The organism is Paenarthrobacter sp. TAF1, from assembly GCF_052113825.1.
Classification (GTDB): domain Bacteria; phylum Actinomycetota; class Actinomycetes; order Actinomycetales; family Micrococcaceae; genus Arthrobacter; species Arthrobacter nicotinovorans.
Genome location: NZ_JBFRDO010000009.1, coordinates 18,214 through 41,162, shown reverse-complemented (window position 1 = coordinate 41,162; position 22,949 = coordinate 18,214). Strand labels below are relative to the sequence as shown.

Annotated in this window: 21 protein-coding genes and 1 riboswitch; of the genes, 8 read left to right on the top strand and 13 right to left on the bottom strand. The window is 64.1% G+C overall.

What is annotated here, in order from left to right; genetic code table 11:
* The first annotated feature begins 37 nt into the window (after window positions 1-37).
* Window positions 38-1,561, top strand: a complete 1,524-nt coding sequence (locus tag AB4Y81_RS13250; protein ID WP_018778193.1) for a UDP-N-acetylglucosamine 1-carboxyvinyltransferase — start codon at window positions 38-40, stop codon at window positions 1,559-1,561.
* A 103-nt stretch (window positions 1,562-1,664) separates the two neighbouring features.
* Here the strand turns inward: AB4Y81_RS13250 and AB4Y81_RS13245 are convergent, their stop codons facing one another.
* A complete protein-coding gene (locus AB4Y81_RS13245) occupies window positions 1,665-2,489 on the bottom strand; it encodes an endonuclease domain-containing protein (protein ID WP_441996062.1) in 825 nt (274 codons plus the stop codon).
* Between the two features lie 218 nt (window positions 2,490-2,707).
* On the opposite strand from AB4Y81_RS13245, the gene AB4Y81_RS13240 reads away from it, so the two are divergent.
* Complete coding sequence (locus AB4Y81_RS13240) at window positions 2,708-3,892, top strand: glutamate--cysteine ligase 2 (protein ID WP_441996061.1); 1,185 nt, start codon at window positions 2,708-2,710, stop codon at window positions 3,890-3,892.
* Here the strand turns inward: AB4Y81_RS13240 and AB4Y81_RS13235 are convergent.
* From AB4Y81_RS13235 to AB4Y81_RS13220, 4 genes are read right to left on the bottom strand one after another with little or no spacing between them, the layout of a single operon-like run.
* Window positions 3,889-4,506 (bottom strand): hypothetical protein, encoded by a 618-nt coding sequence (locus AB4Y81_RS13235; RefSeq protein ID WP_441996060.1) that lies wholly within the window; start codon window positions 4,504-4,506, stop codon window positions 3,889-3,891. The genes AB4Y81_RS13240 and AB4Y81_RS13235 overlap by 4 nt on opposite strands.
* 10 nt (window positions 4,507-4,516) lie before the next feature.
* Window positions 4,517-5,725, bottom strand: a complete 1,209-nt coding sequence (locus AB4Y81_RS13230; RefSeq protein ID WP_079581891.1) for an O-succinylhomoserine sulfhydrylase — start codon at window positions 5,723-5,725, stop codon at window positions 4,517-4,519.
* Window positions 5,726-6,136: a rhodanese-like domain-containing protein gene (locus AB4Y81_RS13225; protein ID WP_039243084.1), complete on the bottom strand. Its 411-nt coding sequence runs from the start codon at window positions 6,134-6,136 to the stop codon at window positions 5,726-5,728.
* The gene (locus AB4Y81_RS13220; protein WP_018778199.1) at window positions 6,133-6,396 is read right to left on the bottom strand and encodes a DUF1737 domain-containing protein; all 264 of its coding nucleotides are present in this window, start codon (window positions 6,394-6,396) and stop codon (window positions 6,133-6,135) included. Before AB4Y81_RS13220 ends, AB4Y81_RS13225 begins: the two co-directional genes overlap by 4 nt.
* Window positions 6,397-6,409: 13 nt before the next feature.
* Window positions 6,410-6,521, bottom strand: a riboswitch (SAM riboswitch).
* A 155-nt stretch (window positions 6,522-6,676) separates the two neighbouring features.
* Between AB4Y81_RS13220 and AB4Y81_RS13215 the strand changes: the two genes are divergently transcribed.
* From AB4Y81_RS13215 to AB4Y81_RS13200, 4 genes are all read left to right on the top strand, one after another.
* The gene (locus tag AB4Y81_RS13215; protein ID WP_018778200.1) at window positions 6,677-8,005 is read left to right on the top strand and encodes an NtaA/DmoA family FMN-dependent monooxygenase; all 1,329 of its coding nucleotides are present in this window, start codon (window positions 6,677-6,679) and stop codon (window positions 8,003-8,005) included.
* Window positions 8,005-9,567, top strand: a complete 1,563-nt coding sequence (locus AB4Y81_RS13210; RefSeq protein WP_416429616.1) for an aromatic amino acid ammonia-lyase — start codon at window positions 8,005-8,007, stop codon at window positions 9,565-9,567. Before AB4Y81_RS13215 ends, AB4Y81_RS13210 begins: the two co-directional genes overlap by 1 nt.
* On the top strand, window positions 9,564-10,616 hold the full coding sequence (locus AB4Y81_RS13205; protein ID WP_441996059.1) for a PLP-dependent cysteine synthase family protein: 1,053 nt from the start codon (window positions 9,564-9,566) through the stop codon (window positions 10,614-10,616). The genes AB4Y81_RS13210 and AB4Y81_RS13205 overlap by 4 nt, the downstream gene beginning before the upstream one ends.
* A 79-nt stretch (window positions 10,617-10,695) precedes the next feature.
* Window positions 10,696-11,178, top strand: a complete 483-nt coding sequence (locus AB4Y81_RS13200) for a carboxymuconolactone decarboxylase family protein (protein WP_018778203.1) — start codon at window positions 10,696-10,698, stop codon at window positions 11,176-11,178.
* 146 nt (window positions 11,179-11,324) lie between these two features.
* Here AB4Y81_RS13200 and AB4Y81_RS13195 read toward each other — a convergent pair whose 3' ends face one another.
* Both AB4Y81_RS13195 and AB4Y81_RS13190 read right to left on the bottom strand, forming a co-directional pair.
* A complete protein-coding gene (locus AB4Y81_RS13195) occupies window positions 11,325-12,779 on the bottom strand; it encodes an amino acid permease (RefSeq protein WP_018778204.1) in 1,455 nt (484 codons plus the stop codon).
* Between the two features lie 251 nt (window positions 12,780-13,030).
* Entirely contained in the window at window positions 13,031-13,972 is a 942-nt protein-coding gene (locus AB4Y81_RS13190) for an aminodeoxychorismate lyase (RefSeq protein ID WP_055972822.1), read from the bottom strand.
* A gap of 87 nt (window positions 13,973-14,059) precedes the next feature.
* Between AB4Y81_RS13190 and cls the strand changes: the two genes are divergently transcribed.
* Entirely contained in the window at window positions 14,060-15,532 is a 1,473-nt protein-coding gene (gene cls, locus AB4Y81_RS13185) for a cardiolipin synthase (protein WP_018778206.1), read from the top strand.
* Window positions 15,533-15,546: 14 nt separating this feature from the next.
* Here cls and pabB read toward each other — a convergent pair whose 3' ends face one another.
* The 3 genes from pabB to AB4Y81_RS13170 all read right to left on the bottom strand — a co-directional run bounded on the left by pabB (window position 15,547) and on the right by AB4Y81_RS13170 (window position 18,852).
* Entirely contained in the window at window positions 15,547-17,583 is a 2,037-nt protein-coding gene (gene pabB / locus AB4Y81_RS13180; RefSeq protein WP_441996058.1) for an aminodeoxychorismate synthase component I, read from the bottom strand.
* Entirely contained in the window at window positions 17,580-18,140 is a 561-nt protein-coding gene (locus tag AB4Y81_RS13175) for a low molecular weight protein-tyrosine-phosphatase (RefSeq protein ID WP_441996057.1), read from the bottom strand. The genes pabB and AB4Y81_RS13175 overlap by 4 nt, the downstream gene beginning before the upstream one ends.
* 106 nt (window positions 18,141-18,246) lie before the next feature.
* Complete coding sequence (locus AB4Y81_RS13170) at window positions 18,247-18,852, bottom strand: TetR/AcrR family transcriptional regulator (protein WP_018778210.1); 606 nt, start codon at window positions 18,850-18,852, stop codon at window positions 18,247-18,249.
* A gap of 99 nt (window positions 18,853-18,951) precedes the next feature.
* Here AB4Y81_RS13170 and AB4Y81_RS13165 point away from each other — a divergent pair, with 99 nt between their 5' ends.
* Window positions 18,952-19,266, top strand: a complete 315-nt coding sequence (locus tag AB4Y81_RS13165; RefSeq protein WP_210077589.1) for a hypothetical protein — start codon at window positions 18,952-18,954, stop codon at window positions 19,264-19,266.
* 131 nt (window positions 19,267-19,397) lie between these two features.
* Here the strand turns inward: AB4Y81_RS13165 and AB4Y81_RS13160 are convergent, their stop codons facing one another.
* Genes AB4Y81_RS13160 through uriH form a run of 3 tightly spaced genes read right to left on the bottom strand, consistent with a single transcriptional unit; the run spans window position 19,398 to window position 22,818 of the window.
* Complete coding sequence (locus tag AB4Y81_RS13160) at window positions 19,398-20,363, bottom strand: ribokinase (protein ID WP_441996056.1); 966 nt, start codon at window positions 20,361-20,363, stop codon at window positions 19,398-19,400.
* Complete coding sequence (gene uriT, locus AB4Y81_RS13155; RefSeq protein ID WP_275776491.1) at window positions 20,360-21,802, bottom strand: uridine transporter UriT; 1,443 nt, start codon at window positions 21,800-21,802, stop codon at window positions 20,360-20,362. The genes AB4Y81_RS13160 and uriT overlap by 4 nt, the downstream gene beginning before the upstream one ends.
* Window positions 21,802-22,818: a uridine-preferring nucleoside hydrolase UriH gene (gene uriH / locus AB4Y81_RS13150; protein ID WP_018778214.1), complete on the bottom strand. Its 1,017-nt coding sequence runs from the start codon at window positions 22,816-22,818 to the stop codon at window positions 21,802-21,804. Before uriH ends, uriT begins: the two co-directional genes overlap by 1 nt.
* Between the last annotated feature and the right edge of the window lie 131 nt (window positions 22,819-22,949).

The following is a 22,949-nucleotide window of genomic DNA, read 5'->3' as shown; positions in this document are numbered from 1 at the left end:
CTAGCCACTTCTAACTCACTTGTGATATTTCTTGGTTATGACGCAACCGACCGCAGAACACGTAGGCCTCCTGCTCCGCAACGCCCGCGGCGAAAAGGGCTGGACGCAGGGGCAGCTGGCTACTGAGCTGGGAACCAGCCAGAGCGCCATCGCCCGGATGGAACAGGGCAAGCAGAACCTGAGCCTCCGGATGATCGAACGCCTCGAAGCGATCTTCGGCCGTTCCATCGTCAAGGTGGGCAAGCCCCAAATGACCCACCTGCGGGTGGAAGGCGGCCGTACGCTCTCCGGAGAGGTGGACGTCAACAGCAGCAAGAACGCCGGTGTGGCCCTGCTGTGCGCGAGCCTGATCAACCGCGGCACCACCACGCTGCGCCGCCTGGCACGTATCGAAGAGGTCAACAGGATCGTCGAAGTGCTGACGTCCATCGGCGTGGAATGCACCTGGCTTAACGGAAGCGATCTGCGCATCCGCAGGCCCGAGGTCCTTGACCTCGAATCAATGGATGTGGACGCCGCCCGCCGGACCCGCAGCGTGATCATGCTGCTGGGACCGCTCCTTGACGAGACCAGTGAATACCTTCTTCCCTACGCCGGCGGATGCGATCTCGGAACCCGCACCGTTGAGCCCCACATGCAGGCGCTGCGCCAGTTCGGCCTCGAGGTTGAGGCGAAGTCCGGTTTCTACTCCGTCACGGCCCCCGCCGCCGACGGACACCACCGTTCGTTCGTACTGACCGAACGCGGCGACACCGTCACGGAGAACGCCATCATGGCAGCCGCGCACCGCGAAGGCACCACGGTCATCCGCAACGCCAGCCCCAACTACATGGTCCAGGACCTCTGCTTCTATCTGCAGGGCCTTGGCGTGGATATCCAGGGTGTGGGCACCACCACGTTGAAGATCACCGGGCGGCCGGCCATCGACGTGGACATTGAATACTTCCCGTCCGAAGATCCCATCGAAGCCATGAGCCTGATCACTGCCGGAATCGTGACCAACTCGGAAGTCACCATCCGCCGGGTTCCCATCGAGTTCATGGAGATCGAGCTGGCCACGCTGGAGCAGATGGGCCAGAAGCTCGAGATCTCCGGCGAATACATGGCACGCAACGGCCGCACGCGCCTGGTGGACGTGACAACCAAGCCCTCGGAGCTGCATGCGCCGCAGGACAAGATCCACCCCATGCCGTTCCCGGGCCTGAACATCGACAACCTGCCCTTCTTCGCCGTGATTGCCGGCAACGCCGAAGGACAGACCATGATCCATGACTGGGTCTACGAAAACCGGGCCATCTACTTGACAGAACTCAACAAACTCGGCGCCCAGGTTCAGCTCCTGGATCCGCACCGGATCTACGTCAACGGACCAACCAAATGGCGGGCAGCAGAAGTCGGCTGCCCTCCGGCCCTGCGTCCCGCTGCCTGCCTTCTCCTGGCGATGCTTGCGGCCAGGGGTACCTCCGAGCTGCGCAACATCTACGTGATTGAGCGCGGTTACGAGGACCTGGCCGAACGACTGAACACCATCGGCGCGAAGGTGGAGTACTTCCAGGACTGATGCTGACGTATTTGCTGGATCATCGGAGCTCGCAGCAACGGAAAAGCCCGGAATTACGGGCCTTCCGGATGCTGCTTCGGGCGATGATCCAGCAAATACTCTGTCATCGCCCATCCCGCGGCCTTCCGAGCCCAAGGCACGCCCGGATCTGGCCCAAGACCAGCTCCGGAGAGTTCCAGATTTGCTCGGGGGCGAAGCTCAGGACGCGGTAACCCATTGCCTGCGCCGCGTTCAACCTGCCCATGTCCTTTCTCCAGGCCTCCCGTGAACTGTGGAACTGATAGCCATTGACCTCCACAATCAGCCAGCCGTCAATCAGGGTGTCCACCCGGCCCACTCCTGGGATTTGGACCTGCCGTTCAAAGGAGAGTCCCGCCGCCTCAAAAAGCAGGCGGGCACTGATCTCCGGGACGGATTCAGACAAACCGTCGGCCTTGCGCAGTCGTTTCCTCGCATTCCCGAAGTAGTTGGCCCGCAGTTCGCCCTCCAGGACGTCACGGGGAACTCCCCGGTTTTTCATAGCGGACTGGGCCACGGCAATGGCGTCAACGTCCGGCAGGCACGTGAGAGCGYGAATGACAGTGTCTTCCAGCGAGGCAACTGGAACGTAGGACTCCGAGCCCAGCCTGAGACCTCCGTGCCGGATAAACCCCCGGCCTCTGTTGTGCTTGGTTGCCAGATGCAGTCTTCCCGGTTTGTCTTTAAGCCAGAGGCCATAGCGGGCAGCTGCGCTTGCGCATGTCAGAAGTCCGTTGTTTACGAGGGCAGAGACAAACTCCGTATCTGCGGAGGGCAGAGCCCATATGCCATGCCGCGGTTGATAGGCCCCCTCGAGCTTCCTTAGGTCCGCCGGGGTGTGCCCGTGGGCCTTAAGCAGCCCTACCTTGGCTACTCCACCTACTGACGACAAGAATTCGAATGCGTTCATGCCTTCAGTCAGCCACGGACTGGTCCCTCCCCAGCCCGGAAACTTCGCCTATGTGGACAAATCTGCTGGATCATCGGCCCCGGCCAGCTTGCTTGGCCGGCTAATCCGCGGGTCCTCTCCGTTTCCACGGACGATGATCCAGCAGAATCTCTTTGCGGCAGGCCAAACTGCCAGTCCCACCCTGTGTTCTGGAGGCCACCCGTGACGCAGAATGGAGCATGCGGACTTTCGGGGTCGAGGAAGAACTGCTCATCGTTGATCCGGTGACGGGCATGCCCTTGGCTCTCGCGGACGCGCTTCTGGCCGGCTACGAGGAACCTGCCACGGAGACCGGACTGAGCCAGGAGCTCAAGCTGGAGCAAATCGAAACCCAAACGCGGCCGTGTCACAGCTATGCCGAACTCCTGCAGCAGATTCGCCGGGGCCGCGCCATGGCCGATGAAGCTGCCCGGCGGCACGGCGCAAGGGTTGCAGCGATCGCCACTTCACCATTGGCCTCGAACACGCACACCACCCCGGATCCCCGGTACGCCGCGATGCTGGACCACTTCGGCATCATCGCCACCGAGCAGTTGACGTGCGGTTTCCACGTGCACACTTCAGTGGAGTCCCCGGAGGAAGGCGTGGTGGTGCTGGACCACATCCGGGACAAACTCGCGGTGCTCACCGCGCTCTCGGCCAATTCGCCCTACTGGCGCGGGCTTCCGACCGGGTTCGACAGCTACCGCACGCAGGCATGGAACCGTTGGCCCACGTCCGGGCCGTCATCGCTTTTTGGCTCGCTCACGGCTTATCGACGCGTGGTGCAGCGCTTGCTTGATACCGGTGTAGTCCTGGATGAGGGGATGATCTACTTCGATGCCCGGATAGCCAGGAACCAGCCCACCGTGGAGGTCCGGGTCGCCGACGTCTGCCTCCGCGCGGAGGACGCGGCGCTGATCGCGGTGCTGGTGCGGGCTTTGGTGGAGACGGCCTCCTTGGAAATGCTCGACGGCGTTGATCCCACCCCGGTGCCGACCGCCCTGCTGCGGATGGCGGGTTGGCGGGCCAGTAATTCCGGTTTGCGGGGAGACCTCCTGGACTTCGGCGATTTCCGGCCCCAGCCTGCCGCTGATGTCGTGTGGGCGTTGGTTGACTATCTCAGCCCGGTACTGGATGACCAAGGTGAATTGGCCCTGGTCAAGGCGGGCATTGCCGGAATTCTGGAGCGCGGCAACGGAGCGCTCGAACAACGGGACGCAGCGGCACGGTACAGCGCCGGGCATCGCGACGGCGGGAACCCGCCCGGCTCCGAAGCCCTTGCCGCCGTGGTCTCGCACGCTGCGAAGGTGACTGTTCGTGGCACCGCGACGGGCGCGTTCAAGGACCCGGTCCCGCTGCTGACCAGAGTGCGGCGGCCTTAGCCCTCGATGTCTCCGATGTTCTCGCTATCCCCGATGTCCCCGGGTTCCGGCCACGCCATCAGGTACGCTCCGACGGCTCCTTCGGTGAGGTAGAAAACAAGGGGCGGGATGTCCTTGGTGGTCGCCAGGACGGTCCCGGAAACCACGGCCATCCCTGCTGCCGTCATCCCCGCCCATCGTTTGGCGGGGGACTTCAGCAGGCTGCCGCCCAAGGCAGCCAAGCCCAGCACATGCAGCCATGAGTAGGCGAGGAACGGTGCATTGGATCCCCGAAAATAAGCGAAACGCTCAAGGTCCGAGGCCCGCCGCGACAAGCTGTAGACGAAGAATGGTGCGCCCGCAAGCAGCGCTGTTGCTGCCGCGGACGCCCACGCTTTGGAGGTCCCTGCCGGTTGTGCTTTCGAGAACGCCATGAAGCCCACCGGGACTGCGACGGTTCCTGCAGCGGCCGCGTGGTGGCCGATCACCCATCCGCGCTCGCTGGCAAGCAGCAAACGCAGGCGCTCTGCGGGGTCGTGCATGAGGTACACGCGGGATCCCGGTGAAATCCCGGCCAACCACACCACCGATCCCGCAACGATGACAGCCCCCGCCCGGCGGTATGGATGCCTCATGCCAGCAAGGTTAGACCTGTTTGAGGGCCTTCTCCAGATCCAGGATGAGATCGTCCACGTCCTCCAGCCCCACCGACAAGCGCACCACGCCATCGGACAGCCCGATCGCCGCCCGGCCCTCCGGACCCATGGCCCGGTGGGTGGTGGTGGCAGGGTGGGTGATCAGCGACTTGGAGTCACCAAGGTTGTTGGAGATGTCGATGACACGCAATCCATCAAGCAGCGCGAACGCGGCTTCTTTCGCGGAGCGGCCGGCGGACGGCGAGAGCTCGAACGTGAGCACTGTGCCTCCGGCTTTCATCTGCTTCGCGGCGAGCTCGTACTGCGGGTGCGACTTCAGCAAGGGGTACTTGACCCAGCTGATGGCGGGTTGCTGCTCCAACCATTCCGCGATCTTCAGGGCCGATGCCGAGCTGTGGTTGACTCGGAGCCCGATGGTTTCCAGGCCTTTGGTCAACACCCAGGCGTTGAAAGCCGAAAGCGATGGCCCCGTGTGGCGCATGAGCTGCTTCACCGGTCCATCGATGAACTCCTTGGTGCCCAGGATCGCGCCACCGAGGACGCGTCCCTGGCCGTCGATGTGCTTGGTGCCTGAGTACACAATCACGTCGGCGCCCAGCTCGCCACAGCGCTGCAGCAGGGGGGTGGCAAAGACGTTGTCGACGACGACAGTCGCCCCAGCGGCATGCGCCAGTTCGCTGACAGCCTGGATGTCCACGATTTCCTGCATCGGGTTGGACGGTGACTCGAAGAAGACGGCGGTGGTCGGCTCGGAGAGAGCCTCACGCCACTGGTCAAGGTCCGGTCCGTCCACAAACACGGTCTCCACGCCCCAGCGCGGAAGGATCTCGTTGAGGATCACGAAGCAGGAGCCGAAGAGGGAACGGGCAGCAACCACGCGGTCACCGGCAGCCAGCAGGGCACCCAGTGCGGTGAACACGGCGGACATGCCGGACGCCGTCGCGAAGCAAGCCTCGGTACCTTCGAGGAGGCGCAGCCGCTCCTGGAAGGTGGCCACGGACGGGTTGCCGTAGCGGGAGTAGACGAAGCGTTCGTCCTCGCCGGTGAAGGCGCGTTCTGCCGCGGCGGCGGATTCGTAAACGAAGCCGGAGTTCAGGAAGACGGGTTCAGCCGTTTCCTGGAAGTTGGTACGGTCAAGTCCACCGCGAACGGCCTGGGTGTCGGGGCTCCAGCCGGCGGCGTCAGGATTGAAAGTCACTTACTCGGTCCCCAGATTCGTTGGCAGGCCACGGTTCTTCCAACCATTGACGGTGCGTTCGCCGTAACGGTCGGGTTCGCCCTCAAAGCCTTCAAGGACGTTGTAGGCGGTGAAGCCTGCCTGCGTGGCGGCGATGGCGGCGGCGATGGAGCGCTGGCCGGAGCGGCAGATGAAGACGAGCTCCACGCCGTCGTCCTCGGGTGCCTGTTGTTGCAGGTCCTCGATGAAGCGGGAGTTCGGGATGCCGCCGGCGAGGTTCCACTGGATGAACAGGGGATCGTTCTCGGTGGCTTTCGTGTCGGGGATTCCGATGTGGGCCCATTCGCCCTCGGTGCGGACGTCCACCAGGATGGCGCCCTGTTCAAGCTTGGCCCACGCGTCTTGCGGGGTCAGGTCACCTGCGTAGCTCATGCGTGGCCCTCGAATGCTTCTTCGTCGTCGGTATCCAGTTCATCAACGGCGTTGGCGACTGCGGCATCGGCGCTGGCAATCGCGGCGGGCAGGACGACGGCCTGCGCGACGATCACGTCGGTTCCGTTGAACGTGGCGGCGGGGCTGCCGTGCAGTACGTACCCATCCGCCAGGGCGTTGGTGATCCGCTCACAAAAGTCGCGGGTATCCGGGCCTGTTATCAGGCGGTAAGAGAGTTTTTCTTCAGTGGGTTCAGGCATTGCTGGTGCTCCTCAGTCACGCTTGCAGTTCGAGTTGTCGATACGCCGAGTAGTCACCTGAGGCACCCCGCCGGAGAGAGGGTTGCCGACCAGCAAGTCAGGGCTTTGCGCTGGTTCTCATTACTCAAGAAAAACGTAGCATTCACGACGACGGCCCGCACGGCGGCCGTCGTCATGTTGCGTAACCGGGCGGTACTGGAGTACGGGTCCAATTAAGACGTCCCGGGAGCATAATTGACGCAGTACGACCCCCTGTAACTTCGTATGAAATCAGGTCGCGGTGAACGGACAGAGCAGTTCTACACTCAAGCCCATGCTGCATTTTGGTTGGTTCGTGGGGCACGGTTTCGGGGTGCAGGGCTGGGGCACTCCGGGCTACAGCCTGGGGTACGACTGGAAGAAGCCCGCCCTGTACCAGGAGGCCGTGCGCGCGTTCGAGCTGTCCGGGCTGGACCTGTTCATCATCGAGGATTCCCTGACCGTCCCGGACACCTATGGCGGTACTGCCGAGGTTTCGCTGGCCCATGCGTCCTTTGCGCCGAAACACGATCCCTTGGCGTTGGTCCCGTACTTGCTTTCCGCCACGGAGCACCTGGGGATCGTTCCCACGGTCAGCGCTTCCTTCTACCCGCCCTTCACCGCGGCCCGGCTCCTCGCTACCCTGCAGCACTTCTCCGAGGGGCAGCTCGGATGGAATGTGGTCACCTCGGGCAGCGATCTCGCCGCGCAGAACTACGGCTTGGACCAGCAGATCGAACACGACCTCCGGTACGAAAAAGCGGAGGAATTCGTCGACGTCGTCAGGCGGCTTTGGCGTAGCTGGGAGGCCGACGCTGTACTTGAGGACGTTTCAGCCGGGGTGTTTGCGGACCATACCAAAGTGCATCCGATCAACCACGACGGCGACTTCTTCAAGGTCCGTGGGCCGCTGAACACGGCACCGTTGCCCGAGGAACCCGTGCTTGTCCAAGCGGGCGCCTCTCCGCGGGGCAAAGCGTTTGCCGGCGGTCACGCGGATGTGGCAATTGCGCTCGCCCGCGGCGTTGACGGTATGAAGGCCTACCGGGATTCGATCCGGGCCGAGGCGGCGAAAGCCGGGCGGAATCCCGACGACGTGAAGGTGCTTTTCGTGCTGAAGCCCACCGTGGTGGGTTCCACAGCCGAGGCCGAGGAGCTACGGGCGCAGCGCCGGGAATTGACGCAGCGTGACATCGACAGCCAGCTCAACTCCATCTCCTACCTGTCCGTGATCGACTTTAAGAAGTTCGACCTCGATGCCCCGCTTCCGGAGTTGAGCACCAACAGCAACCAGGGCACGTTGGAGCACTTCGCCAAGGCTGCCCCTCCCGGGTCCACGCTGCGCGAAATCCTGCAGGCACGCAGCGGTGGTGCGGGGGATTCGATCATCGGCACGGTGGGAGAAATTGCGGATTATCTGGAGGAGACCGGCGCGGCGGTAGGGGGCGACGGCTTCCTGTTCTCCGGCTTTGTTGATCCGGTGACCGTGCACGGTGTGCTGGACAAGCTGACCCCGGAACTCCGCCGCCGCGGCCTGTTGAGGAAGAGTTACGGCAACGGCGGATTCCGCCAAAACCTGCTGGATTTCTAATGGGCATTTTCACCATCGGGACGGGCCCCGTTTCCGCATTGGCTGTGGCGGAAGCGGCTGCGGATCCGACGTTTCACGTGGAACTCAACCAAGATGCGTTGAATTTGATCGGACGGGGAAGGGAGATCGTGGAGCAGGCGGCCGCTTCCGGCCAACGGGTCTACGGCCTGAATACCCTTCTAGGGTCAGGCCGGGACACTGCTGTGGAGGAGAAGTCCCTCCTCGCCTACCAGGTGCAGGTCATCAGGTATCACAACAGCGGCGTAGGCCCGTATCTGGATCGTGCCGCAGCGCGCGCAGTGATCCTGGCCCGGCTTGTCGGGTTCAGCCGGGGCGGCTCCGGAGTGCGTGCCGGGACCGCCGGGTTCTACGCCGAACTGCTCAACCGCGGCGTCTACCCCGCCATCCCGCGGGAAGGGTCCGTGGGTTCCTCCGACCTGACCCAGCTGGCCGCCGTCGCTGCCGTAGCCCTGGGCGAGGGGGAAGCGTTCGACGCCTCCGGCATGCTGGTGCCCGGCGCCAAAGCCCTCGCGGACGCCGGCCTGCAAGCCCTGCAACCTGCTGCCGGAGAGGCCTTGGCCCTGGTGAGCGCCAATGCCTACTCCGTGGGCGCGGGAGCCCTCGCCTTGGTGCGCCTGCAGCACCTGGCCCGGCTCGCCGACGTCGCGCTTTCATTGTCGCTGGAGGCGATCGCAAGGTACGACGGCGGCGGAAACCTCAGTCCCTTTTCGCCGGCCATCCAAGCGGCCAAGGCGGTTGACGGCCAGCGGGACTCGGCCGCCGCTGTTCGACGGCTTCTCAGCGGTGGCTGGCTGGAGGATGTCCGCAGGGAAGCGTCGGTACAGGACGCGTTGTCCTTCCGGGCTGCACCGCAGACCCACGGGGCGTTCCGGTTCTTGGTGGCGCAGTTGCGTTCGGGCCTGGAAGTGGAGCTGAACGGCCGGGGAGACAACCCGTTGGTCGATGTGGAGTCGGGAACGATGGTGTCCGGCGGGAACTTCCAACCCATGCAGCTGGCGTTGTCCTTCGAAAGCCTGCGGTTGGGATTGGCGCACGTGGGGATTTCCAGCGAGCGGCGGATCGCCAAGCTGTATCCACCGCAGCGGGCCATCCGGGCGAGGCACCTGGCAGCGGCGTCCTCCGCGCCCGGTGCGGCGTCTGCCTTGATCCAGGAGGAGCTGCCCGGGCTGCTCTGGTACTCCGCGGCCGGACTGTTGGCCGAACTCAAATTCCTGGCGGCTCCGGCGACCCTCGGCGCGCCAACGCTCTCAGCCGACATCGAGGACCACTCGACGCTTGCTCCGCTGGCCTTGCAACAGCTGGAGAAGTCGATTGATGCCGCGGAGAAGCTCCTGGCCATCGAGTCCCTCACGGCTTCCTACCTCCTGCTGGAAGCCGAAGCTGCACAGCCGCTCGGCAACGGGACCGGGCTGGTGGCGGGCCGGCTTGCTGATGTGTTGGCGGACCGGCCGTCGGCGCCGGACCTGGTGGAGCGCTCGCGGACGGTGCTGCGCGAAGCCGTGGATCAGCTTTTCACTGAAACAGAGGAGGCGACGCCATGAGCACGGCCACCCGTAAACATGGGTTGCATGCACTGCCCGGGGGTCTTGATGGTCTGGACGCCTCGGTCCTGGAAAAGGTGGGGAACACTCCGCTGGTCAAGCTGGAGAATTTCAGCCGCGGGCTCGGCAGTGTCATCCACGTCAAGCTGGAGTCCGAGAACCCCGGTGGTTCCATCAAGGACCGCACGGCACTAAGTATGGTGCGGGCTGCCGAGCGCTCGGGGGAGTTGAGGCCGGGGGCCACGATTGTGGAGAGCACGTCCGGTAACACCGGGATAGGGCTGGCGCTGATCGGGCACCTCACGGGCCACCCGGTGGTGGTGGTCACGGGCGACACCATTTCCGAGGAAAAACTCGCTGCGCTGCACAACTATGGCGCGCGGGTGATCCTGACGGATTGGAACGCGCCGTCCGAGTCTCCGGAGAACGCGCGAGCCGTGGCCGCTCGGATTACCGCGGAAACACCCGGCGCCTGGCGGCCCATGCAGTTCGACAATCCGGCCAATCCTTTGGCACATTACGAGTCCACGGGGCCGGAGATCTGGGAACAGACGGGTGGGCTGGTGACGCATTTCGTGGCCGGCATCGGTACGGGCGGGACCATCAGCGGCAACGGGCGGTACTTGAAGGAACAGGTGGCAGCCTCAAGGCCGGGCGGGCACGTTGAAGTGGTGGGTGCCGACCCCTACGGATCCGCGTACAGCGGGGGTCATCCCGGCGAAATCCTGGTGGACGGCGTCGGCAACTCTTGGCCGCAGTCAGAATGGCCCAAGATCTTCGACCGCTCCATCGTTGACCGCTTCCTCCGGATCCCCAACGACGAGGTCTACAGCACGGTCCATCGGCTTCTTGACGAAGAAGGGCTCGCGCTGGGGCCGTCGTCCGGTCTCGCTGTCGCGGCAGCAGTGCGCGTGGCCCGCGCCGCGCCTCACGGTTCGGTGGTGGTGGCCATTGCGCCCGACGCCGGCACCAACTACCTGAGCAAGGCCTTCAATCCCGTATGGCTGGCCGAGAACGGCATCCGCCTGGCCGCCGACACCCCGGAGTGACCCTCCCTCACATCCCGCGTGCTTGGCTGTGACGCTCGCTCACTTAAGCTCTCCGAGCGCGGTGCGTTAAGCTCCAAACATGCCTGAACAGGAAACAAAACCGCGGCTGGCCGGTTATCTCGATAAGCAGCAACCGGACCTCTACGCGACGCTCAGCCACTATTCACAGCAACTCGTTGACGAAGCTGACCGGCTGGGGATCCCGCGCCGGACCCTCGAACTGATCAATTACCTGTGTTCGCAGATCAACGGGTGCGCGTTCTGTTTGGATCTCCACCACCGTCGGGCACTGAAGTACGGCGAAACGGAGCAGCGCCTGTCATTGGTGGCTGTGTACAAGGAAGTGCAGTTGTTCGAACCCAGCGAGGTCGTCGCCATGGAGATCGCGGAGCAGATTACCCGCATGAGTACCTCCCGTCCCAGCCCGGAACTGTTTGCCGTGGCGCGTCAGCACTACAGTGACGAACAGATCAGTGTCCTCTGCATGGCGGCGATTGGAATCAACGCTTTCAACAGGCTGTCAATTCTGAGCGAGCACCCGGTGCGGGCAAACAAGAAGTAGACCCAAGGCCATCAGCCGCGGAGAGTGATTAAGCGCAGGCGGGGTGAGGTCCGCCGTCGACCTTCCACAACAGATCAGCCCCTGGGCAACCGAAAGAGTTGTCCAGGGGCTGATCTGCATCCCAACAGGGTCAGGAATCCGCGGCGCTAGGAGTTGACGGCCTTTTTGAGCGAGCGGCGGCGTCCGTACTTGAAGTAGAAGAACGCGTAGCAGGCACCCACGAAGGGCACTCCGAACAGGAGGGCCGCCACTTGGTTGGGATCGAACGCGATGCCGATCAACGACACAACGCACAAGGCGAATGCGAGGATCGGCACCAGCGGGAACAGCGGCGCTTTGTACGGCAGAGTGTTGACGTCGCCACCGTTCCTCACGAACGTCCTCCGGTAGATGAAGTGTGAAGCCACGATCGACATCCACACACCTACCGTCGCAAAGCCGGCCACGGAAACGAGCACCAGGTAAACGGTAGCCGGCGCAACGACGCTGCTGATCAGCGAGGCGAGACCGCCGAGCATGCTCACGCAGAGGGCAACCAGCGGGATGCCGCGCTTGGTGAGCTTCTTGAAGACCTGGGGTGCGTGGCCTTCGTCGGCCAGCGAGAACAGCATGCGGGCACAGGAGAAGAGGCCGCAGTTTCCGGCCGAAAGCAACGCCGTGATGATCACGAAGTTCATGATGTCCGCCGCGTACGGGATGCCGAGCATGGAGAAGACGGTAACGAACGGGCTCTCGTCGACGCTGACTTTTTCGTACGGGATGGTTGCCGCAATCACCGTGATGGCACCAACGAAGAAGATCATTAGGCGGATCACCGTGGTACGCATTGCCTTGGGGATGTTCGCGCCGGGGTTGGCGGTCTCACCAGCTGCAACACCGATCAGTTCGGAACCCGAGAAGGCATAGAAGACGGCCAGGCAAGTGACAAAGACTCCCGTGAAGCCGTTCGGGAAGAGCCCGTCAGGGGTGCTGAAGTTCTCGCCAAACGTGGGGTAGTCGCCCGTTGCAAGGGGGTGGAAACCGGTAAGCGCGGCGCCGCCCAGGATGATGAGGCCGACGACGGCGGCGACCTTGATGAGCGCGAACCAGAACTCCGATTCCCCAAAGACGCGCGATGAAATGGCGTTCAGGGTGAAGAGGACAGTTGCGAAAACGAAACACCAGATCCAGACATCCACGCCCGGGAACCACCGTTGCATGAGCAGCCCGGCCGCGGTGAATTCCGAACCAAGGGCCACAGCCCAGCAGAGCCAGTACAACCACGCCGTGGCGAAGCCCGTGGCGGGTCCGATGGTGCGGGCGGCATAGATGTGGAATGCGCCCGAAACGGGAAACGCAACAGCGAGTTCCCCGAGGCAGGCCATCACGAGATACACCACGACAGCGCCGATCAGGAAGGCAAGCACCGCGCCCAGGGGGCCGGCGGTGGCGATGGTGTAGCCGGAACTGACGAAGAGGCCTGAACCGATGACACCGCCCATGGCGATCATGACCAGGTGCCGGGCCTCCATGGACCGGCGGAGTCCTGATGGTGAGGCGGCAGTTGCGGACTGCGCCTCGGTTGCCGATGCTTCGGCTTTTGTGGGGGAGCTGAGTCCCATATTCCCTCCGGGAAGTTAGCCAGCAAAGTCTGAAGTAGTGGCAGTCGGACGTGATCCAACTAACACGAGAACAAGATTCATCACATGACGAATGACCATTTCAAGGAGGATAAGAAATGCGATTGGACGCACAATTTGCTCATGGCTGAGGCCAAGAGTTCCTTATCATTGAGTCATGCGAGCAATTACTCTACTTGCGACCTGCTAGGTTCCAAGCGGAGCATCCTTGGCAGACGCCCCAGGGCGGACCTCTATTCGATACCCGCGAACAATTCGTTCAGCTCGGCTGTGAGCTGCTTTCGGATGGCGGGTGTGCCGACTTCCTTGCCGTTGATGTGGTTCACCGGAGCGATCAAGCGAATACTCGAGATGAGCCACACGGCGTCGGCGTCGAACAAGTCTTGCGGCTCCAGTGGACCGTAGCCAAGTTCCCAGCCGGCGGCCTTGGCCGCAGCGAACAGCGCGCCCTGCGAGGTTCCCGGAAGGATGCCGCTGTCCAGCTGCGGTGTAATCAGGCGGCGAACAGTCCTGACGGAACCAGCGCCGTCGTCCACTTCTTCAAGGTGCGCCAGCAGCACGGTGGACGTCGGCCCTTCCAGGACGCGGCCGTCGGTCGAGGTGAAGATCGCGTCGTCGGCGCCTTGCTTATGCGCGTAGCGCAGTGCGGCCATGTTGACGGCATAGGAAAGTGTTTTGGCGCCGAGCAACAGCCATGGCGCGCGCTCGCCGGCTTCGGTGTCGAAGCCGCGGTCCAGAAGCACGACGTCGATGCCCGTCTCGCGCTGCCGGCGACTGCCTGCGGGTGAGGGCGAAGCCTGTACCCAGCATGTGGGGCTCGCGGCACCTTCAACACCGCGGGTGACGATGAGTTTGACCACAACCTCGTCCTCCTCAGGCGTGGGCGCAGGGTGGCTGCTGCGGAATTCCGTGATGGCCGTTTCGATGGCCCGCCGCCAGGCGTCCTGATCGGGCAGCGTCAGGTCCAAAGCTGCTGCAGAACCGGCCAGCCTGTTCAGGTGTGCCTGGACTTTCCGGGGCCGGCCCTGGACAGCCAGGAGTGATTCGAACACGCCATCTCCGCGTGTAGCTCCCAGGTCCGTGGCCATGAGCTGCGGTTGGCTGGAATCGGCAATTCGGCCGTTTTCGAAGGCGGGGTCCAGGAAAACGAGGACCGTGGGGGCTGCTGAAGTCATGGTCCCAGCTTAGTGCGGGGCCACCGCTGATGACTTTGCCGGATAGGCTGTGGTCACTGTTGTCCATGAACCGTGGGGGTTTGTCAGGTGCTCTTTCCTTTTCCGTTTGGCCAGGAGTGGACCTGGTTGCTGGGTGCGTGGGCCATCGCGGAAGTCATCATGCGGATCGTCCTGCTGGGTATCATTCCCGGCAATCGCCGTCCCACGACGGCCATGGCATGGCTTTTGGCTGTGTTCCTCATCCCATCCGTGGGCTTCGTCCTGTTCCTGTTGTTTGGCAATTTCAAACTTTCCAAGCGCAGGCGGGAGCAGCAGGAAGAAGTCAACCGCCGCGTCCGTGCCGTGACCTCCGATCTTTCGGATCCGGTGAGCGTCTACTCCGGACCCGAGTGGGTGAAGTCGGCCGGGGAGCTTAACCACAGGCTGGGCTCGCTGCCCATGGTGGATGGCAACAAGGTGGAGCTGATCCCCGGCTACCACGAGTCCATTAAGGCCATGGCCGAGGCCGTCAGGGACGCCAAGAATTACATCAACGCCGAGTTCTACATCATGAGCAGTGACTCCGTGACTGATGAGCTCCTGACTGAGCTGGAGAAAGCGGCTGAGCGGGGCGTCACTGTGCGGCTCCTCTTCGACCACATTGGAACGTTGCGCGTCAAGGGCTACCGCCGCCTGATCCGCAGGCTCAAAGCGGGCAAGATCCAGTGGAAGCGCATGCTGCCCCTGCTGCCCATCCACGGCCAATGGCGGCGTCCGGACTTGAGGAACCACCGCAAGATCATGGTGATCGACGGACAGGTGGCCTTCACCGGTTCGCAGAACCTCATTGAGCCGTCCTACAACAACCCCAAGCACCACAAGGTGGGACGCAAATGGGTTGAGCTCATGTCCAGGCTTGAAGGCCCGATCGTCCCCACCCTCAACGTGGTCTTCGCGACGGACTGGCTCAGCGAAACGGACGAGTCCTTGGAGGACCAGCTGCGCCTGCCGGCGTTGCCGTCCCCCGGCCAGGTCACCGCACAGGTTGTGCCCAGCGGCCCGGGGTTCGCGACAGAGAACAACCTGCGGCTCTTCAACACGTTGATCTACTCGGCGCAGCACCGGATTTCAATCTGCAGCCCGTACTTCGTCCCCGATGATTCCTTGCTGTACGCCATCACCACTGCCGCCCAGCGGGGGGTGGACGTGGAGTTGTTCGTCTCGGAGAAGGGCGACCAGTTCCTGGTGCACCATGCCCAGCGCTCCTACTACGAGGCGCTGCTGAATGCAGGGGTGCGCATCTATCTCTACCGCGCGCCATACGTCCTCCACGCCAAGCATTTCACCATTGATGACGAGGTGGCGGTTCTTGGTTCCAGCAACATGGATATGCGCTCCTTCTCCCTCAACATGGAGGTCTCGGTGATGCTGCTGGGCTCCGAGACCGTGAACCTCATGCGGGCCGTGGAATCCACGTACCGCGAGGTATCCCGTGAGCTTATGCTGGACGACTGGATGGACCGGCCCCCGTTGGCCAAGTATGTGGATAACGTGGCCAGATTGACGGCAACGCTCCAGTAGTCCTCACCGGGGATTCAGTCGGGGAAGCCGGCGCCGAGGGTGGAGAGCACCCCGAAGGCCTTGGTCCTTATTTCCTCGTATTCGTCGTCGGCCACGGAGTCCGAGGTGATGGCGCCGCCTACGCCGAGCGTGAGGGTACGCCCCCTGCCGCCGTCGGGATTGGCCACCAAGGTGCGGATGACCACCGCGAGGTCGGTGGCGGCGTTCAGGGAGAAGTAGCCGATGGCGCCGGAGTAGATGCCGCGCGGCCCTGCTTCGAGTTGGTCGAGGATGTCCATGGTGCTGATCTTGGGCGCCCCGGTCATGGATCCTGCCGGGAACGCGGCGGCTACTGCTTCTGCCCGGGGAGCGCCTGGCCTCAGGTGTGCGTCCACGGTGCTCACCATCTGGTGGACGGTCGCGTAGCTTTCGATGGCGCACAGCCTGCTCACCGTCACCGAACCGGGGATGGCGAAGTGGCTGAGATCGTTGCGGAGCAGGTCCACGATCATGATGTTTTCGGCGCGGTCCTTCAGCGATGTCTCGAGGTCCTGCCGCAGGGCTGCGTCCGCGTCAGGGTCGGCAGACCGGCCCCTGGTGCCCTTGATCGGTTCGGCGCGCATGCCGCCGTCGGACAGGATCCGCAGGAACCGCTCAGGTGAGGTGCTGGCGACCTCCAGCTCCCCGAACCGCAGGTAACTGGCGAACGGGGCCGGGTTCCGGCGTCGCAGTGCAAGGTAGCTGGTCCACACGTCGAAGCTCCCCGCGGGTGCTTCCAGCGTGGTGGTCAGGCAGATTTCGTAGGAGTTGCCCTCGCCGATTTGGTGCTGGGAGTCGGCGATTTTGCGTTTGTAGTCGGTGGCGGAATCGCGGCTGACGAATTCGGGGACGGTTGCCGTGGGGGCGGCATCCGCGCCTGGAGAAGCGGCACCGGAAGACCCGACGACGGCGGCCCGCGCCTCGCGTAGCCACTCGTCCGCGTCGGGGGCGTCCAGGGCCAGCAGCCATACTGTCTGTTCGCGGTGGTCCAGCACCACGGCCCGGCCCGCGAAGAGGAGTGCGGCGTCCGGGGTGTCGGAACGGACATCGTTGCCCCCGGTCTCGCGCTTGAGTTCGTACCCCAGGTACCCCAGCCAGCCGAGCGTGAATTGGCCGTCGTATCCGCGGGGCGCGCGGACCGCCCGTCTGCCCCAGACCGAGTCCAGCCACCGGAAGAAGGGGCCGGATGTGGTCACAGAGGCTGACCCTGCCGTGACGGTGGTGACCCCGGAACGGTGCGATACCGTCTGGCCGAAAGTGCCGCCGTCGTCGGCCAGGATGCTGAAGCGGCTGCGGGCCGCGGCTTGGGAGCGGCCGGCCACTGCGGCCGCGTTGGACGAGTCGAGCCACACGGCGTTCCGCGACTGCCCGTAGAGGGTTTCGAAAAGGCGTGCGGCGTCCGGCGTCGCCTCCAGGCGCTCGGACCGCAACTGCAGCCCGCGCCGTGCGCTCAGTTCGGGGGAGAGGATGGCTGCCAGCGCCGGCAGGTACATGAGTGCCTGGAGAACGTGGTCCGGCGCGCTGCCGTTGGCGGGATTTTGGACGTGGATGTCGGCTTCGGCGATGACGGAGTCGTCCGAGAGCCACTCTTCTTCCTGCGCAGCCCAGGTGTCCCAGTAGGGTTCGTAGGTGCTTCCGTCGCGCGTCAGGGCTCGACGACGGCGATCGTCACCCGGCGCTTCCACCCACACCACGGCGTCCAGCATGGGGCGGGCGGCGTCGGCGGCGGATCCCACGCCCTCCACGATGACGATTTCCGCGGGCAGCGTGACGTTCAACCCGCCGTCGTAGTGCCGTTCCCAGTCCCAGCTGACCCATTCTGCGGCCGTTCCCTGGCTGAGCGGGGTGAGCACGGTGGCCACGTAACGCTCGATGCCGGTACGCAGGCCGTTCCACCCCGGATAGATGTCCTCGAGGTGGAAGAGCGAAACTTTATGGTGTTGCCGAAGCCGGGCCGCCAGCTCGACGGCCAGTGTGGTTTTGCCTGCGCCGGACCTGCCGTCAACAGCGATGATCACGGGTGCAGGGGTCATGTCATAGAGGTTACCTGCTGGTGCTCCTGGCCTGCTTCGGTGTCTCCGGAGGCGATGGCTGCTTTGACGTGTTCCACGATTCCCGGGATGGCCGATTTGATGAGCGTCCAGGTGTTGTCGAAGTCCGTGTGCCCGCCGTACCAGGGGTCTTCGATGCCAAGGTCCAGGGAGCTGCGGTCGGCCACTTGGGGGTCGAAGCTTCGCAGCATGCGGACCTTTTCCAGTGAGGCGCGGTCAGGGGCGCCTTCCTGGAGCCAGCCGAAGTGGTCGACGTCCAGGGCCAGGATCAGGTCCCGCCCGGCGAACCATTCGTGCCGCCATTCCCGGGCCACGTGGTCCTCGGAGGCGATGTGCTGGGCTGTCAGGACGCGGGCGGCGCGTGGGTCGATGGGGTGGCCGACCTCGTAGCCCGTAGTGCCCGCTGAATCCACCACTACAAGCTTGCCGAGCCCTTCCGCAGTGAAGGCTTCGGTCAGCATGAGCGCTGCCATGGGCGAGCGGCAGATGTTTCCGGTGCAGACCGTGATGATGCGGTATGGGCTCGTCGTTGAGTACATGGAGCAAGCATGGTTGATGGCACCCCCTCTTGGCTAGGGGCAACTTCACAAGTGAGTCACTTTTGCTGTCAAAGCTGTCACAGGGGGAGGTTCTGCACCGCTTCGATCAGGCGGTGGCGGCTGCTGTGGCTTCGGCGGCCAGCGCTGCTGCGGCCAGGTGGACGGTGCGCACGACGGCGGCGCGTCGCCTTTGGATGCGGCCGGGGTCATTGCCGGCCATGAGTCCGTCCAAGGCCGGCAACACCGGTGCGGAATCGCAGAGGCTCACGATGGTGATGAGGAGGTCTCCCGCGTCTTCCCGGGAGATTCCGGGCAGGGCTGCGATGGTGCTGTTTACCTTCGATGCGCAGTTGGCCATGCGTTTAGGCAGGCCAACCACGTCGGACCCCCGTTCCAGGCCTTCCCAGAACAGCAAACGGGGGGCCGTTGCGTCTTCCTGGTGATGGTCGAAGAGCCGGCCCGCATAGTCCGCCATGGCTTCGGGGCCGTTGCCCTCGATGGGTACTTCGTCCATGAGGGAGCTGAGCGCCGCGACAATCACGGCGTCGAACAGCCCGTTCTTGTTCCCGAAGTACTGGTAGATCCGCTCTTTGTTGACGCCGGCCTCGGACGCGATCCTGTCGATGCGGGCGCCCGCCAGTCCACGTGTGCAGAACTCGGTGGTTGCCGCTTCCAGCAGCAGTGCCTTGGTTCGTTCCGTGTCCCATGCCATAGGGTCATATTAGCAGTTTCCAACTAAGTAGTTGTAATTGTTCCAAGGTCCGGCTATTGTGATCTCAAGTCAATTGCAACTATCTGGTTGGAGAATCTGATGACGACCGAAGTCGCCGCCGAAACAACTGCCCCCGTGGCCCCGGCCGCAGCCCGCCCACAGGGGCCCTCCGTTCACATGCGGGCGCTCATTACCTGGATCGCCATATTTCCGCTTGTATCTGTAGGAATGCTGCTGCTCGGCCCGATCATGGAGCCTTGGCATCCCGTTCTGCGCGCACTCGTGCTGACCGCATTCGTTGTCCCCACGGCCGTCTATCTCGTGGTGCCGCGCCTCATGGCCGGCCACGGAGCGCTGTCCCGCAAAGCCGTGGAGCGCAAAGCCGTGGAGCGCGCAGCCCGCAAGTCCGCTTAACCCAAGGCAGCCCGCAAGTCCGCTTAACCCAAGGCAGCCCGCAAGTCCGCTTAACCCAAAGAGGGGACAGTGCACGCTCCAATGAAGGCTCATGAGAGCGCGTGCTGTCCCCTGGTTGGGTGCCGTGCCGCTTAGGACGCCCGTGCAGCCTCGACTTCTTCGCGGCTCGCATACGCGGCCTGCGTGCCCTTCTTCGTTGCGGCCAGGGCGGCGGCCACCGAGGCAAACGCGGCCGCGTCGGCCAGCGAATCACCTGCGGCCAGCCGGGCAGCAACAGCACCCGTGAACGCATCTCCGGCGCCCGTCGTGTCCACGGCGTCCACCCTGGTGGGGGAGATGCGCGTGATCTGGTCCTCCGCTCCACGGGCGATCGAGTCCAAGACCACGGAGCCCTGCGCGCCCAGCGTCACGAGCACACGCTGCAGTCCACGGTCCGCGAATTGGGCCCGGACCGGCTCCCATGCCTCAGCTTCGGCGTCGGCATCGGGAATGTCGGCCTCCGAGCCAAGGAACATCGCGGCCTCGTGCGTATTCACTAGCAGAACGTCGCTCAGGCCGGCCAGAACCTCGGGCACCTCAGCGTACGGTGAGAGGTTCAGCAAGACTGTAGCTCCGGCGTCGTGCCCTGCCTGCGCGGCGGCCACCACGGTATCCATCCCCACTTCCAGGCACAGGCAGACGACGGCAGCGTCGGCGAAAGCGGCAGCCTCCACGTCCGCTGGCCGCAGCGTCCCGTTGGCTCCGGCGGAGATGATGATGCTGTTCTCGCCGCGCGCATCGACGGAAATGACCGCGACTCCGGTAGCTGCATCGGAGCGTCGGACGCGGGACACGTCCACTCCGGCGCTGGCGGTCGAGTCCAGGAGCATGGTGCCGTTGGGGTCCTCGCCCACCGCGCCAATCAGGCTGACCTTGCCGCCGAGCTTGCTGGCAGCCACCGCCTGGTTGGCGCTCTTGCCCCCGGGGTTCACCGCGAACCCGTTGCCATGGACCGTCTCGCCTGGGTTGGGGAGGCGGTCGGTGTAGATGGTGAGGTCGGCGTTGAGGGAGCCGACGACGACGATCCCCGCTTTGGGCGCGTTGCTGCCGTTGCTCATGCGGCCACCGTCCCGGCCTCGGCCACTTCTGCGTCCACCGGCTTGGGGATCAGCAGCGAAGCGGCAAACGCGGCGAAGGTGATCGCGAGGCCCACTACCACAACGGTCAGGTACGACGCCTTGGCGTCATTCAAGGAGGCCGTTGCGACGAGGACCGCGGGAAGGACCAGGAAGCTCAACCCGGCACCGAGGTTGAACGCGCCGGCGTTCATGCCCGGGAGGAAGCCGGGGTTGCCCTGCGGCGAAAGGACCACGCCAAGTCCGTTCAGCATGATGTTGACGGTGCCGGCGTACATGATGCCCAGCAGGGCCGTGCCCAGGATCATCATGGGCAGGTTGTTGAGGCCGAAGAACGCAATGATGGCCAGTGCCACGAGGCTGCCGACCAGGCCGATGCGCAGGACCTTGGTGTAGCCCAGAATCGGTGCGAGGCGGCCACTGATCGGGCCGAAGATCCAACCGAGCAGCGCGTATGGCGTCAGGATGATCAGCGACATCTCCGTGGGGCCGACGCCGAAGCCCGGATCGGCAGCTTGGACGTAGGCCGGGACGATGCCGTTGATGACCGCGAAGATACCGGTCATGGTGAGGGTGGTGGTCAGCAGTGGTGCCCACGTGGAGCGCTGGCGCAGGTGCACGGTTTCCACCATGGGCTGCTTGGCGCGCTTCTCGACAGTCCAGAACGCAAAGAAGGCGACGGCGGCAATCACCGTCAGGCTGATGGCCAGGGTCAACGTGCCGGAATCGAAGGCGGTGGCCAGTTTGGAGCCTTCGTTCAGTGCCGTCAGCAGTGCGCCCACGGCGATCACGATGAAGAAGACGCCCAGCCAGTCCATGGTGGTGCCGGCGGCGGGCTTGCTCTCGCCGGCCAGGACGGCGATAAGGACCGTGGCCACCACGGCGAGGGCCACCATGAGCCAGAAGATGCTGCGGAAGCCGAAGTTCTCAGCGAAGTAGCCTCCGACAAAAGAGTCGACGCCGGCCACGCCGCCGTTGACGGCCGTGATGAGGCCCATGAGCGTGCCGTACTTGCGCGGGTTGCTGACGGCGGAGCGAAGCATGATCAGGCACAGCGGGACGGTCGGTCCGCTGACGCCCTGGATGATGCGGCCCACGAAGAGCCACGTCACGTCAGGGGCCATCGCGGCGATGACGGATCCGACGGCCATGAGGAGCATCATGCCCACCAGGATCTTCTTGCGGCCAACGATGTCGCTCAGGCGCGGAAGGAAGAGCGAGAACAGGGCAGCAGCGGTGAAGAACCAGGTCTGGGACAGGCCGATGGTGGCTTGATCCGTGTTGAGTTCGTTGCCCATGGTGACCAGGGCAGGGCTGAGCATGGAGGCGTTGAGCTGGAAGGCCACGCAGGCTGCCAGCAGGGCAACCATGAGCGCGGTGACGTTGCCGCGGGCGGACTTTGTTTCGGTGAGCGTGGACATTAGTTGGACTCTCCTGCCAGGACCGTTTCGGCAATCACGGTGGCGTCAGCGCCGCCGTCGTGCGTTGGTTCGCCGATCCGTTGGATCGCATCGGTGACCAGGTCCCAGAACTTCTTGTGGTCGAGGTCAACTGCCACCGAGGTGTGGCAGTCCTCCGGCGCGGGCGCGCGGAAGTCGGCTACGGTCATGCCGAGGGTGAGCTTGCCCTGGAGTTCGATGTCCACGGGCACCTTGCGGGTGGTCATGACGCTGGGATCGATGACGTAGGCCACGGCGCACGGATCGTGGACCGGCGGGAAGTCGAAGCCCTGGGCGTCCTTGTAGGTCTTCTTGAAGAATTCCATGAGTTCCAGGACGAACTTGGCCGGCTTGGTGCCGATGGCCGCGATGTTGTTGACCACCTCGTCCGTGGCCAGTGCCTGGTGCGTGAGGTCGAGGCCGACCATCACCACGGGCCACTTTTCGTTGAAGACGATGTGTGCGGCCTCGGGGTCGATGATGATGTTGAACTCGGCCACCGCGCTCCAGTTGCCCACGTGGTAGCCGCCGCCCATGAGGACGACTTCCTTCACGCGCTCCACGATGCGCGGTTCTTTGCGCGCGGCCATCGCGATGTTGGTGAGTCCGGCGGTGGGAACCAGGGTGACGGTGCCCGGCTCGTGCGCCATGACGGTTTCAATGATGAGGTCGACGGCGTGGCGCGGGTCGAGCTCGATGGCGGACTCGGGCTGTTCCGGGCCGTCCATGCCCGAGTCGCCGTGGATGCTGGGGGCCGTTTCGATGGTGCGGACCAAGGGGCGGTCGCAGCCGGCGGCGAACGGAACTCCGGTGATGCCTGCGATGGTGGCTACCGAGAGGGCGTTGCGCGTGACTTTCTCAAGGGTCTGGTTGCCCACCACAGTGGTCACAGCGAGCAATTCGATGTCCGGGTTGCCGTGCGCCAGCAGCAGTGCCACTGCGTCGTCATGGCCGGGGTCGCAGTCAAGAATGATCTTCTTGCGTGTGTTGGGGTCCACGTTTGTCTCCACGTCATTGGGGCCTGCCGGGAACTTGCCCGGGCAGGGCGATAAGCATTCAGGGCGATTCTGGCATCCGACCGGCCAGAACGTCAAACGCTTAACGTAGAGTGCGTCAAGCGCTTGATGCC